This window comes from Nocardioides sp. FY1077 (assembly GCF_058681775.1).
Window position 1 is genome coordinate 674,884 of sequence record NZ_JBZWDB010000002.1, and the last position, 12,833, is coordinate 687,716.

The 12,833-nt window shown below is 75.3% G+C and carries 10 protein-coding genes and 1 tRNA gene; 7 read left to right on the forward strand and 4 right to left on the reverse strand.

Annotated features, from left to right (window positions below; genetic code table 11):
• Positions 1-70 precede the first annotated feature (70 nt).
• The gene (locus AC4OR8_RS08215; RefSeq protein ID WP_492165046.1) at positions 71-919 is read right to left on the reverse strand and encodes a PIG-L deacetylase family protein; all 849 of its coding nucleotides are present in this window, start codon (positions 917-919) and stop codon (positions 71-73) included.
• Between the two features lie 65 nt (positions 920-984).
• On the opposite strand from AC4OR8_RS08215, the gene AC4OR8_RS08220 reads away from it, so the two are divergent.
• From AC4OR8_RS08220 to AC4OR8_RS08230, 3 genes are all read left to right on the forward strand, one after another.
• Positions 985-1,683, forward strand: coding sequence for a response regulator transcription factor (locus AC4OR8_RS08220; RefSeq protein WP_492165047.1), 699 nt, complete (start codon positions 985-987; stop codon positions 1,681-1,683).
• Positions 1,684-1,752: 69 nt separating this feature from the next.
• The gene (locus AC4OR8_RS08225; protein ID WP_492165048.1) at positions 1,753-5,025 is read left to right on the forward strand and encodes a response regulator; all 3,273 of its coding nucleotides are present in this window, start codon (positions 1,753-1,755) and stop codon (positions 5,023-5,025) included.
• Between the two features lie 178 nt (positions 5,026-5,203).
• On the forward strand, positions 5,204-5,848 hold the full coding sequence (locus tag AC4OR8_RS08230; protein WP_492165049.1) for a helix-turn-helix transcriptional regulator: 645 nt from the start codon (positions 5,204-5,206) through the stop codon (positions 5,846-5,848).
• A 215-nt stretch (positions 5,849-6,063) separates the two neighbouring features.
• Here AC4OR8_RS08230 and AC4OR8_RS08235 read toward each other — a convergent pair whose 3' ends face one another.
• On the reverse strand, positions 6,064-6,339 hold the full coding sequence (locus tag AC4OR8_RS08235; RefSeq protein ID WP_492165050.1) for a hypothetical protein: 276 nt from the start codon (positions 6,337-6,339) through the stop codon (positions 6,064-6,066).
• A gap of 148 nt (positions 6,340-6,487) precedes the next feature.
• Here AC4OR8_RS08235 and AC4OR8_RS08240 point away from each other — a divergent pair.
• Positions 6,488-6,561 (forward strand) — tRNA-Arg (locus AC4OR8_RS08240).
• A 314-nt stretch (positions 6,562-6,875) separates the two neighbouring features.
• Complete coding sequence (locus AC4OR8_RS08245; protein ID WP_492165051.1) at positions 6,876-7,532, forward strand: calcium-binding protein; 657 nt, start codon at positions 6,876-6,878, stop codon at positions 7,530-7,532.
• 29 nt (positions 7,533-7,561) lie between these two features.
• On the opposite strand, the gene AC4OR8_RS08250 is transcribed toward AC4OR8_RS08245, so the two are convergent.
• Positions 7,562-8,236, reverse strand: a complete 675-nt coding sequence (locus AC4OR8_RS08250) for a VC0807 family protein (protein WP_492165052.1) — start codon at positions 8,234-8,236, stop codon at positions 7,562-7,564.
• A gap of 150 nt (positions 8,237-8,386) precedes the next feature.
• A complete protein-coding gene (locus tag AC4OR8_RS08255) occupies positions 8,387-9,817 on the reverse strand; it encodes an aminopeptidase P family protein (protein WP_492165053.1) in 1,431 nt (476 codons plus the stop codon).
• Between the two features lie 81 nt (positions 9,818-9,898).
• On the opposite strand from AC4OR8_RS08255, the gene AC4OR8_RS08260 reads away from it, so the two are divergent.
• Together AC4OR8_RS08260 and AC4OR8_RS08265 are read left to right on the forward strand one after the other, a co-directional pair.
• Positions 9,899-11,020 (forward strand): PrsW family intramembrane metalloprotease, encoded by a 1,122-nt coding sequence (locus AC4OR8_RS08260; RefSeq protein ID WP_492165054.1) that lies wholly within the window; start codon positions 9,899-9,901, stop codon positions 11,018-11,020.
• A gap of 71 nt (positions 11,021-11,091) precedes the next feature.
• Entirely contained in the window at positions 11,092-12,789 is a 1,698-nt protein-coding gene (locus tag AC4OR8_RS08265; protein WP_492165320.1) for an ABC transporter, read from the forward strand.
• Positions 12,790-12,833 lie beyond the last annotated feature (44 nt).

Here is a 12,833-nt window from a genome sequence, read left to right on the forward strand (position 1 = left end):
CGTGCCCAGACCGCGCCCGCCCCAGACCGCGCCCGCCCCAGACCGCGCCCGCCCGGGCGGAGCGGTGGGGTCAGAGGCTCACCGGCTCCTCGACGAAGTGCTCGACCGGGGCGGCGAAGTGCGCGAGCACCCGCTCCGACAGCGTCTGCACCTGGCTGGCGTGGGAGCGGACCGCGCGCTGCTTGGCGGCGAGCACGTCGTCGTCGAGGGGCAGGCAGACCAGGCGGTCCCAGGGGGCGTCGTCGGGGTGGGAGCGGGGCCAGAGCCCGACGGGGTACTCCAGCAGCCGGGCCCCCGAGCGGGCGGCCGCCACGGCCGCGGCGCGGCCGGCGGCCTCGTGGTCGGGGTGGCCGTCGTGGCGCCACGGCGCGGCCACGATGGTGCGCTCGCCGGCGCCGACGAGGTCGGTCAGGCTGTCGGCGACCGTGTCCTCCTGCGCCGCCACCTCGCCGTCGGCGGCCCCCAGGAACACCAGGGGGCTGCCGGGCGCCAGCTCCGCGAGCGCGTCGTCCATCTCGGAGAGGCGCGTGGTGGCCAGGGCGTGCCGGGTGACGCTGCGGTCGGGGCGGTGGCTGGCCTCGCCCGCGGTGAGCAGGACGACGTACACCGCGACGCCGTGGCGTGCGGCGGTGGCCATCAGGCCGCCGGCGCCGAGGCTCTCGTCGTCGGGGTGGGCGCTCACGACGACCAGCCGGGTGCAGGGCTCCTCGCCGTTGACCAGCTCGACCCGCGGCACCGCGCCGTAGCGCGGGTGGGCACGCCACTGCGCCACCGTGGCACCGGGCGGCGCAGGGGGCGCGGCGGGGTCGCCGGCGGGGTCGCCGGCGGGGTCGCTGGCGCGCTCGCTGGGCGGGCCGGGGGAGTCCGACGAGGCCGCGGGGCCGCTCGGTCGGCCTCCGGGTCCTGACGGCGTCGTCACCGGCCGGACGTTAGATCTGCCGCGTCGTGTACCGCTTCGCCTCCGCGGGTGAATAGGGTCACCCCATGTCACCCCACGACGGACCCCGGCGCGTAGCGGTGGTCAACGACTACGAGATCGTGGTCGCCGGCGTCGCCGCCCTGCTGGCGCCGCACTCCGACGTGGTCACCGTGGTCGAGCTGGACGCCGGCCGGTCGGTCGCCAGCGACGTCGACGTGGTGCTCTACGACACCTTCGGCCAGGTCGACGGCGTGGGGGTCGACCTCGGGCAGCTGACCCGCGGCTCCGGCGCCAAGGTCATCGTCTTCAGCTGGAACGTGCAGGCCGAGCTCGTGGAGCGCGCCCTGGCCCGGGGGGCGGCGGGCTACCTCTCCAAGGAGGCCGAGGCCGCCGACATCGTGGCCGCCATCGACCGCGTCTGCACCGGGCACGTCGTCCGCCCCGGCCGGGCCGGCGCGCCGGCGGGCTCCGACGACCTCGCGGCGGCCGACGCCCCGGGCAGCGCGGGCGGCACCGCCGGCTGGCCGGGCCGCGAGTTCGGGCTGTCGGCGCGGGAGGCCGAGGTGATCGCGCTGATCACCCAGGGACTGTCGAACCAGGAGATCGCCGAGCTCTGCTACCTGAGCATCAATTCGGTGAAGACCTACATCCGCACGGCCTACCGCAAGATCGAGGTGTCGCGTCGCGCGCAGGCGGTGGCGTGGGGCATGCAGCACGGCTTCGCTCCCGACCGGGTGCGGGTCGTCGGGCCCGGGCGCGGCTGAGGGTGCCCGGACCGTCCCCCACGGGGGGTTCGTCGAGCCGCTGCTGGGTGCGTGCGGGAGGATCGGGGCATGGCTCACGCTGAGCAGGGCGCCGACGGCACCGAGTCGCTCGACCGTCTCGTCCTCGACGCCCTGCCAGACCCGGTGTGGGTGATGAGCGACGCCGGTGTGACCGTGGCGGTCAACCACGCCTGGACGGTGCTCTACGGCCTCGGCCGCGAGCAGGTCGAGGGCCGCTCGGTCAGCGCGGTGGTGGGTGAGGAGCTCGCCGAGCGGATCGTGCGCCACCTCGGTGAGCTGGCCGCCCGCGGGAGCGACGGCCGCGAGGCCTTCCACCGCTCCACCCTCCCCGGCGGCCGCACCCACCCGACGTTCCTGCGGGTGAGCGAGGTCGTCGGCGCCGACGGGGCGCGGGTGGGCTGGCTCCACCGGTTCTGCGACGTCACCGAGGACCGGCTCGGCGTGGAGCGGCTCCAGGCGCGCGAGTCGCAGATGGCCGAGGTCCGCACGCTGGCCGCGATCGGCACCTGGTCCTGGGACGTGCTCGGCGACGTCATCGAGATCGACGTCGCCCCCCTCGCCGGCACCGCGCTGGCCAGCGCCGCCGGCACCCTCGACGTCCCCGAGGACGACCTGGCGACGTCCGGCGGCAGGCGCCTACGGCTCACGACGGAGCAGTTCCTGAGCAACGTGCACCCCGACGACCGCGACGGCGTGGTCGCCGCGCTCGAGGCCGCCGTCGAGGCCGGCGACACCGTCGACTGGCAGGCCCGTGTCGTCAGCGGCGGCGACGCGGTCACCTGGCTGCGCAGCCGCGGCCGCATCACCCGAGACCGCTCCGGGCGGGCCATGACGGCCGTCGGCGTCGTGCAGGACACCACCCTGACCAAGGTCACCGCCGAGCGGCGGGCCCTGTCGCTGGCGGTGGCCACGGCGGCCAACAGCGCCACCACGCTCGCCGACGCGGTGACCTCCGCCGGCGCCCTGCTGCGCAGCATCGAGGGCCTGCGCCCCGTCGCGGTCGTGCGCTCCGGCGACCACGGGATCGAGCTGTTGCTCCCGCCGACCGTCGAGCTCCCGGTCACACCCGCGACCCGTGACCTGGTGGTGGGTCTGATCACCGAGGCCATCGAGGGCGCCGCCACGCGCGTGGGCCGACTCGAGTCGGGCGTGAACATCGTGGTGACCCCGGTCGTCACCGACAACGGCGTCCCGTGCGTGCTGGTGCTGAACACCCTCGCCGTGACCGACCCCACCGACGACGTCGCCACCATGACGCAGGTGGCCGCCGTCCTGGCCCACGTCGCCGACCGCGAGCTCGACGCCGCCCGGCTCGCGCAGGCCCGCGACGAGGCGCTGGGCGCGTCGCGGGCGAAGTCGGCGTTCCTCGCCACGATGAGCCACGAGATCCGCACCCCGCTCAACGGCATCATCGGCCTCGGCGAGCTGCTCGCCAGCACCGACCTCGACGTGCGCCAGCGACGCCTCAGCCAGGGGGTGGGCCAGGCGGCCCGCACGCTGCTCGCCCTGGTCAACGACATCCTCGACATCTCCAAGATCGAGGCCGGGCGCCTCGACCTGGAGACCGTCGACTTCTCCCCGCGGCTGGTGCTCGAGCAGAGCGCCGGCTTCGTCACCGAGCGGGCCCGCGAGAAGTCGCTGGAGCTGGTCGTCTCCTGCCACCCCGGCGTGCCCGAGCGGGTCTCCGGCGACCCGGTGCGCTTCGGCCAGGTCATCTCCAACCTCGCCTCGAACGCGGTGAAGTTCACCTCCACCGGCGAGGTGTCGATCCGGGTGGAGCCGCTGCCGCTCGACGGGTCCGACCCCGGCGGCCTGCGGGTCGAGGTGCGCGACACCGGCTCGGGCGTCGACCCCGCCGACCAGGTGGCGATCTTCGACTCCTTCGCCCAGGCCGACTCCTCCACCACGCGGCAGTACGGCGGCACGGGCCTGGGCCTGTCGATCAGCCGGCAGATCGTCGCGGCGATGGGCGGGGAGATCGGCGTCGACAGCGTGCCGGGGCAGGGGAGCACGTTCTGGTTCACCGCACGGCTCGCGCCGGCCGGCGACCCCCAGCCGCGCGGCGCCTCCGACCTGGCCCGCGCGGTGGCCGGGCTGAAGGTGCTGGTCGTCGACGACAACGAGACCAACCGGTTCATCCTGGTCGAGCAGCTCACCGCCTGGCAGGTGACCACGGAGGCGACCGAGTCACCGTTCCGGTCGCTGGTGCTCCTCGAGGAGGCCGCCCGCGACGGCGTGCCGTACGACGTCGTGCTGCTCGACTACATGATGCCGGGCGCCGACGGCGAGCAGGTGGCGCGCCTGGTGCGGGCCGAGCCGCACCACGACCGCACCCGCATCGTGCTGCTCACCTCGGCGGTGGAGCCCGAGAAGGCCATGCTGCGCGGCGCCGGCATCGACCTGTGCCTGATCAAGCCGGTGCTGGCCTCCCACCTGCTCGACGCGCTGGCCACCGTGGCCGCCCCGCAGCACGACGAGCCGGTCGTCGAGGCCGGCACCGGTGCGGCCCCGGCGGGCCGGGCGCTGGTCGTCGAGGACAACGCCGTCAACCAGATGGTGGCCCAGGGCCTGCTCGAGCGGCTCGGGTACGACGTCGTGGTGGTCGGCGACGGCGCCCAGGCGCTGCGTGCCGTCACCGCGGAGCCGCGGGGCTTCGACCTGGTGCTGATGGACTGCCAGATGCCGGTGATGGACGGCTACGACGCCACCCGGGCCATCCGCGCGCTGCGGCTGCCGGGGCCGCGGCTGCCGATCATCGCGATGACGGCCTCCGCCGTGGCCGACGAGCGGCAGCGCTGCCTCGACGCCGGCATGGACGACTTCCTCACCAAGCCGGTCGACGTGGCCCACCTCGACGCCACCGTGTCCCGCTGGGTGGCCCCGGCCCCCGGTGCGGCAGCGGCCGGGCCGGGCGACGAGGTGGGTGCGCCGGACGACGTGCCGCCCGGGGAGCAGGGGGTGCTCGACGTCCCCCACCTCGACGAGCTGGTCGACCTGCTGGGCCCGGAGCGGATGCGGGCGACCGCGGCCCGCTTCGCCGAGCGGGCGGGCGAGGTGCTGGCCGAGCTGCGCGAGGCCGTACGGGTCGGTGCGTGGGAGGAGGCGTCGCGCACGGCCCACGGGCTGCGGGGGAGCGGGGGCAACCTGGGACTGGTGCAGGTGCACCGGCTCGCCGGCGACGTGGAGGAGGCCGCCCGTGGTGCGGCCGCCCCGCCTGCGGGGCTGCTGCACGCCCTGGAGGCCGCCGTCACCGTCGGCACCGAGGTGCTCGACCAGCGCCTCGGCGGTGCCGGGAGCACCGACGACACCTCGCCGGACTGACCCGCCTGCCCCGTTGCAGGGCCGCGATGCCTCGCCCGTAGGGGTGGAAGTGGGTCCCCCCTGGATGAGCAGGTCGACCTGGCCCTCGCCCGTACGGGCGAGGCTCCGGATCGTGGGCTGTCGGAACCGCCATACGGTGTATACCTTCGAGAACGTGATTACCCCTACGCCTGTCATCGTGACGCTCGTGGACGACTTCCACGTCGTGCTCCCGGGCGTCCGGGCCCTCCTGGAACCCTTCCGCAGCCGCGTCCAGCTCATCGAGCTCGGTGACGCGCTGGTCGACCCGTCGTCGCTCGACGTCATCCTCTACGAGCCCGTGCGGCTCTCGCAGAGCAGCCACTCCATGCTCCGCTCGCTGGCGACCTCCAGCAGCGCCCGCGCCGTGGTCTACACCTGGCGCGAGCACGCCGGGCCGGCCGCCGGTGCGCCCGCGGCGCAGCGGCTCTCGAAGTCGATGACCGGTGGCGAGCTCGTCGCCGGCATCGAGTCGCTCCACCGCGGAGCGCCGACCGGCCTCGGCGTCCCCCGCCCCAGCGTCGACCGGTCGGCCCAGGCCCTGGTCGCGGGCCGCGGCGGCACCGTCGACAGCGGGCTCACCCCGCGGGAGGCGCAGATCCTCGCGCTGATCACGCAGGGCTACACCAACGTCGAGATCGGTCGCAAGCTCTACCTGTCGATCAACTCGGTGAAGACCTACGTGCGCGGTGCCTACCGCAAGATCAACGTCGAGCGGCGCACGCAGGCCGTGGCGTGGGGCCTGCAGCACGGCCTCGGCGACGCCGAGATGGCGCGCCAGCCCAGCGGCACGCGCGTCTCCTGACGTCCCGGGGGTCCCGGCCGCCGGGGTGAGACCCGCCGTGTCCGGCCGCCCGGGAGGCGGCGGACGTCGCAACGACGAGCCCGAGCTCGGGTCGTTGCGCCGCCGGTCGGTGCTTCCCCCCTGCACCGACCCCGGCTCAACGACGCACCCGCCGGTGGGTTACGCCCTCGTCCCGACCTGTCCTGGTCGGCCCGTCGACCCCGCCGGAGGCGTGGTCAGGCCAGTCGCAGGCGCGTGGCCGGCACCCAGGCGCGGACCACCCGCCACGACCCGTCGGTGGCGCGCACGGGGCTCGTGGTGAGCCCCTCCCACGCGGTGCCGGTCCGGCGCCACTCGGTGAGCAGCCCCGGCACCACCTCGTCGTCCGCGCCCGCGTCGTCGGCCGCGCCGACCCAGACGTGCCGTGCGGGCGCGTCGGCGGGCTGCGGGAAGTCGCCGCCGCGCGGACGGCGACCCATGTCGGGCGGGGTGTGGTGTCCGAGCGCCGTCATGCCCCGATGCTGCCACCGCGACGGTCGACCGGGCACGGCGGTGGGGCGGGCCGCCGGCGCACCGCGCAGCCCCTAGACTTCCGCCCGGACCGGTACGACGTGGAGACGCCGGGCGCCCGCGCCCGTGCCCCCACCTCGCCCGGTCCCGGCCCCCGTAGCTCAGCTGGATAGAGCAGCGGCCTTCTAATCCGCCGGTCGCAGGTTCGAGTCCTGCCGGGGGCGCCCGCCCGGCACGAGCGGGCTGCGACGTCGGTGACGCGGACCCGGCGCACGTGGCATGCTCGACGGGCCGCGCCCAGGGCGGCGTCACCCGACCGCTCCGGGCCTCGTCGCGACCGGTGCCCCCGGTCGCCCGCAGGAAGGACCCCCACGTGTCGTCCACCCGCCGAACCCCCTCTCGAGCAGCCGCCCGGGCGACCCGGGCCCCGAGGCACCTCGACCGCGCCGTGGCACCGGTCGTCGGGTCCCTCCTCGTCGTCGCCGGGGTCTGCGTGGTCCCGCAAGCCGCGCAGGCCGGCGGCGCTGACTCGGCCCCCGTGGTGTCCGTCGTGCCCGGTGGCGAGTGCGACCCCCGCAGCGGGACGGTCGTCGTGCAGGTCACCGACGAGGGCGCCTCGAGCGACGACGTCGTGGTGTCGGTCGAGTCCTCCGACGACGGTGTGGCCCTCGCCTGGTCGTCCCCCACGCCCGAGGCCGGTCAGCACACCGTCACCCTCGTCCGGCGGGGCGAGGGCACGGCGACGGTGACGGTGTCGGCCGAGGTCGGCGGCCAGACCGGTGCGACCGACCTGCGGGTCGTCGTGGGCACCGTCGGCCGCGACGTCGTCGGGCGCACGGCGCGCACCGACGTCGTGCTCGGTCTGCGTGGCGCCGACACGCTCGCCGGGGGCCGAGGCGTCGACCTGCTCTGCGGAGGCGTCGGGCGCGACACCGTGGAGGGCGGCGGAGGCGCCGACGTCGTCGACGGCCGCGCCGGCGACGACGTCCTGCGCGCCGGTCCGGGCGACGACCTGCTCGTCGCCGGTGACGGCGACGACCTCCTGCGTGCGGGTGACGGCGACGACGCCCTCGTCGGCGGGGCAGGCTGGGACAGCCTGTGGGGCGGGCCCGGGCGCGACCAGTTCGACGGTGGGTCGGGCGGCGACTCCTACTACGACTTCATCCCGGGCGACGACACCGACGTCAGCCGGTAGCCGGCCGGCCCGGCGGTGGCCGCACCGGATCAGGCGAGGGTGACGCGGCGCTCCTCGCGGAGCACCCGCATCGACGCGGCGATGGTGAGGGCCACGGTGACGACCGTCAGCGACGTCATCAGCAGCGGCTGCAGGAGCGCGAAGGTCTGCACGCTGAGCGACTCCAGGAGCCAGAAGCCGAGGGCGCTCTTGGCCAGCCCGACGGCGCCCCACATGAGGGTCAGCCGCCAGAACAGCCGTCGCAGCCGCGGACGCTCGGCGAAGCCCTGCTGCAGGGGGTAGAAGTCGTGGGCCAGCCGGGCCACCACGGGCGTGGCGGTGCCGAGCGAGACCAGGAACAGGCAGGCCACCACCGCGTCGCTGACCACGGGCTGCAGGAAGTAGACGTAGGTGTTGCCGGTGGACATGGTGAACACGGTGCGGATCGTCAGCACCGACACCGTGAGGGCCAGCAGGCCCGACATGGGCCGGCCGGTGGCCCAGCGCCACACGATCGCGGCATAGCTCCACCCCAGCGCCGCCAGCACCGCCGGGGTCACTCCGGCGCTGACCAGCATCACGTAGAAGAGCGCAGCCGGCACGACGCACGCCACGAGCAGCGTCGAGGCCACCCGGGAGGCGATCGCGACGAGGCAGGGGTGCTCCTGCTCGGGTACGGCGTCGGGGTGCGGTGTGGTCGGAGGTGCGCTCTGCAGGGTGGTCATCGCGGGCCCCCCGGGCTGTGTTCTCCGGCCGCCGCCGTCCCGGGGGGTGGCCGCGGCGGGGGCCGCGGTCGTCGTCCCGGACCCCCACTGTAGGCAGACGCGGACGCGCGGCGGCATCGCGTCCACCGGTGCAGCAGCGAGGTGGGGGCCTCAGCCGATCAGCCGGCCCATCCACTCCTCGACGTCGGAGGACGTGCGCGGCAGCGCCTCGGAGAGGTTGCGCGAGCCGTCGGCGGTGATCAGCAGGTCGTCCTCGATGCGGATGCCGATGCCCCGCAGCTCCTCGGGCACCAGCAGGTCGTCCTCCTGGAAGTACAGCCCCGGCTCGACGGTGAGCACCATGCCCTCGGCGAGGTCGCCGCGGGGGTAGACCTCGGTGGAGGCGCGGCCGCAGTCGTGCACGTCCATGCCGAGCATGTGGCTGGTGCCGTGCAGGGTCCAGCGCGAGTAGACCTTGCTCGCGGGGTCGAGCGCCTCCTCGGCGCTCACCGGCAGCAGGCCCATGTCCTCGAGGCCGTGGGCGAGCACGTGCATGGCGGCCTCGTGGGCCACCAGGAAGCGCGCGCCGGGCCGCAGTGCGTCGATGCCGGCCTGCTGGGCGGTGAAGACCAGGTCGTAGAGCTCGCGCTGCACGGCGGTGAAGCGCCCGTCGACGGGCAGCGTGCGGGTGACGTCGGCGGTGTAGAGGTCGCGGCCCTCCACGCCCATGTCGAGCAGCACCAGCTCACCGGGGGTCACCGGGCCGGAGTTCTCGATCCAGTGCAGGGTGGTGGCGTGGCGTCCGCCGCCGACGATCGAGTCGTAGCCGATGTCGTTGCCCATCGCCCGCGCGCGGCGGAAGAAGGTGCCCTCGATCCACCGCTCGCCGTGCTCGCGCACCTGCGGCCACTCGCGCACCGAGTCCTCGAAGCCCAGCGTGGTGATGTCGCAGGCGTCCTGCAGCTGGGCCACCTCCCAGTCGTCCTTCACCAGGCGCAGCTCGGAGGCCACCCGGGCGAGGTCGTCGTCGAGGGAGCGGTCGGCGGCGACCAGCCCGTCGACGGTGGAGGAGACGCCGCGGTGCACGCGCGTCTTCGCCGACGTCGCCGTCAGGTCGTCCTGCAGCCGGTCGACGTGGCGCACCTCGAGGCCCAGCGACGACGACATCTCCTGCAGCGACGGACGGCGTCCCGCCCACAGCTCGCCGTACTGGCGGTCGCGGAAGAACTCGTCGGTCTCGCGGGAGGAGCGCGGCCGGGCGTAGAGCACGGCGTCGCCGTCCTCGACGACGAGCACGGCGTCGCTGGTCTGGTTGCCGGTGAAGTAGGTGTGGGCGGTGTCGGGGCGGAAGCGGTAGTCGGTGTCGTTCGAGCGCACCTTGAACCCCCCGGCCGGCAGCACCAGGCGCTCGCCCGGGAACGCCTCGGCCAGGCGCGCTCGACGGGCCGCGGCCAGCTCGGCCACCGGGTGCAGCGGCAGGTCGAGCTCGCGCTCGCCCCAGCCCGTGCGCATGAAGGCGGCGTACGCCTCCGGCACGGCGGGGTCGTGCGACTCGGTGGCGGGGGTGCTGCTGGCCTGCTCCGCGGAGGTGTCCTCGCTCATGGACCTCACTGTAGCGACGCCGCCGGCCCGCCGGGCGGTGCGCCGGAGGGCCCCAGGGCGCCCGACCGATAGGCTCCGCCCATGTCCGCCCCCCGCCGCGAGAGTGTCGCCTTCACGGTCGTGGTGGGCGTGCTGGTGGTGCTCGGGGCGCTGCCGGTGCTGCTGGTGATCGCGCTCTCGGGCGCCCCGAGCTCGCTGGCGCTGGCCACCGCCCTCGCCGCGCTGCCCGTCGTCCCGCTGGTGGCCTGCTACCTGTGGCTCGACCGCTACGAGCCCGAGCCCCGCTCGCTGCTGCTCCTGGGGCTGCTGTGGGGCGGCTTCGTGGCCACCGCGGCCGCGCTGCTGGTGCAGGGAGTCGGCGGCCTGGTCGTGGGCTTCACCGAGGCCGCCAGCATCGCGGTCGTCGCGCCGGTGGTGGAGGAGCTCAGCAAGGGCGCCTTCCTGGTGCTGCTGCTGTGGTGGCGCCGTGCGGAGCTCGACGGCGTCCTCGACGGCATCGTGTACGCCGGCATGGTCGGCATCGGCTTCGCGTTCGTCGAGAACATCCTCTACCTCGCCGCGGCCTACAACGGCACCGCCGGCACCGGCCCCGGCGGCACCGAGGCGCTGACCACCACCTTCGTGCTGCGCTGCCTGTTCAGCCCCTTCGCCCACCCGCTGTTCACCACCTTCATCGGCATCGGCGTCGGTCTCGCGGTCTCCTCGCGCAGCGGCGTCGTGCGGGTCCTCGCACCGCTGGCCGGCTACGCCCTCGCGGTGCTCGCCCACGGGCTGTGGAACGGCTCGACCCTCTACGGCTTCGGCGGGTTCGTCGCGGTGTACGTCGTGCTGGTGCTGCCGGCCCTGGTCGCAGTCGTGTGCCTCGCGGCCTGGGCGCGCGGGCGCGAGCGCCGCATGCTGACCGCCGCCCTCGACGACGCCGCCCGCCGCGGGCTGGTGCCGGCCACCGACATCGCGTGGGTCGTCGACCTGCGCGCGCGCCGCGAGGCCCGCGCCCACGCCCGCCGTACCGGCGGCGCCACCGCCGAGCGGGCGATGCGCGACTACCAGCAGGCCGCCGTGGAGCTCGGGTTCCTGCACTCCCGCTACCTGCGCGGCACCCCTCCTCCCGACTTCGCGGCGCGCGGGCAGGCCCACGTGGCCCGCATCGGCGCGGCCAGGCCGGCCATCGCTTTCCCCGGACAGGTGGTCCCGACACGATGACAGCCCCGACCGACGGCCCCAGCGCAGGCAGCTCGAGCGGCCTGAGCGGCCTCAGCGGCGCCGACGCGCAGATGCTCACCGCCCTGGTGCGCCTGCGTGGCGCGCTGCAGGCCGTCGCCCTCCCGCTCGACGTGCCCGGTGCGGCGGCCCAGCGCACCGCGCAGCGCGAGATGGTCGACCAGCTCGAGGACTACGTCATCCCGCGGGTGATGACCATCGACGCCCCGATGCTCACCGTCGTCGGCGGCTCCACCGGCGCGGGGAAGTCGACCCTGGTCAACTCGCTGGTCGGACGGCGGGTGACGCAGCCGGGCCTGCTGCGCCCGACCACGCGCTCGCCGGTGCTGGTCCACCACCCCGACGACCGGGAGTGGTTCGGCCAGGACCGGCTGCTGCCCGACCTCGCCCGCGTCGACCACGCGACCAACGACCCCGACGCGCTGCAGCTGGTCGCCTCCGACACGCTGCCGGCCGGGCTGGCGATCCTCGACGCCCCCGACGTCGACTCGGTGGAGGAGCGCAACCGCACCCTGGCCGCCCAGCTGCTGGCCGCCGCCGACATGTGGCTGTTCGTGACCTCCGCGGCCCGCTACGCCGACCAGGTGCCGTGGGACTCGCTGCGCGGCGCGGCCGACCGGGCCACCGCCGTCGCCATCGTGCTCGACCGCACCCCGGCCGACGCGGTGCAGACGGTCTCGGCCCACCTCGCACGGATGCTGGCCTCGCGCGGGCTCAAGGACTCCCCGATGTTCGTGGTGCACGAGGGGCCCGTCGACGAGCAGGGCCTGCTCCCGCCCGACCACGTCGTCGACATCCGCGGGTGGCTGGCCTCGCTGGCCGAGGACGCCGACGCCCGCACCGCCGTGGTCAAGCAGACCCTCGACGGCGCCGTGCGGGCGCTGACCCACCGGGTGCACCCCGTGGCCGACGCCGCCGCCGAGCAGGCCACCGCCCTGGCGTCGCTGCGCACCGACGTCGACCGGGCCTACGACGAGGCCGCCGCAGGGGCCACCGCCGCCACCGCCGACGGCACCTTGCTGCGCGGGGAGATCCTGGCGCGCTGGCAGGAGTTCGTCGGGACCGGCGAGCTGCTGCGCTCCCTGGAGAACCGCGTCGGCTGGATCCGCGACCGCGTGGTCAACGCCGTGAAGGGCAAGCCGCAGCAGGCCGAGCGGGTGACCGTGGCCGTCGAGTCGGGTCTCGAGCTGCTGGTGCTCGAGCACGCCGAGGCCGCCGCCGAGCGCGCCGAGCAGTCGTGGAAGCGCACCGGCGCCGGCCAGGGCCTGCTCGACGCGGCCGGGCCCGACCTCGGGCGGGCCTCGCGCGACCTGCGCCGTCGTGCCGAGCGCTCGGTGCGCGAGTGGCAGGACGAGGTGCTGCAGATGGTGCGCGACGAGGGCGCCGACAAGCGCTCCACCGCGCGCTTCCTGGCGTTCGGCGTCAACGGGCTGTCCGTGGCGCTGATGGTCGTGGTGTTCTCCAGCACCGGCGGGGTCACCGGTGCCGAGGTCGGCATCGCCTCGGGCTCGGCCGTGCTCGGCCAGAAGCTGCTCGAGGCCGTCTTCGGCGACCAGGCGGTGCGCCGCCTCGCCGAGAGCGCCCGGAGCCGACTCGACGAGCGGGTGCGGGGGCTCCTCGAGGCCGAGCGCGACCGCTGGACCGGCGTCCTCGACGGGCTCGACCTCTCACCCGGGGCCGACGAGCGGCTGCGGCAGGCCGCCCGGCGCGTCGACGACGTGCGCTACGCCAGCACGCGTCGCGAGTCCTGAGGCCGCCGGAGCGGGCGCCCGCGGCGAGTTCGCCCTGCCCGCCA

Coding starts and splice junctions, on each gene's coding strand:
- AC4OR8_RS08220 (WP_492165047.1), top strand. CDS start 985: ATGTCACCCCACGACGGACCCCGGCGCGTAGCGGTGGTCAACGACTAC.
- AC4OR8_RS08225 (WP_492165048.1), top strand. CDS start 1,753: ATGGCTCACGCTGAGCAGGGCGCCGACGGCACCGAGTCGCTCGACCGT.
- AC4OR8_RS08235 (WP_492165050.1), bottom strand. CDS start 6,339: ATGACGGCGCTCGGACACCACACCCCGCCCGACATGGGTCGCCGTCCG.
- AC4OR8_RS08250 (WP_492165052.1), bottom strand. CDS start 8,236: ATGACCACCCTGCAGAGCGCACCTCCGACCACACCGCACCCCGACGCC.
- AC4OR8_RS08255 (WP_492165053.1), bottom strand. CDS start 9,817: ATGAGCGAGGACACCTCCGCGGAGCAGGCCAGCAGCACCCCCGCCACC.
- AC4OR8_RS08260 (WP_492165054.1), top strand. CDS start 9,899: ATGTCCGCCCCCCGCCGCGAGAGTGTCGCCTTCACGGTCGTGGTGGGC.
- AC4OR8_RS08265 (WP_492165320.1), top strand. CDS start 11,092: ATGCTCACCGCCCTGGTGCGCCTGCGTGGCGCGCTGCAGGCCGTCGCC.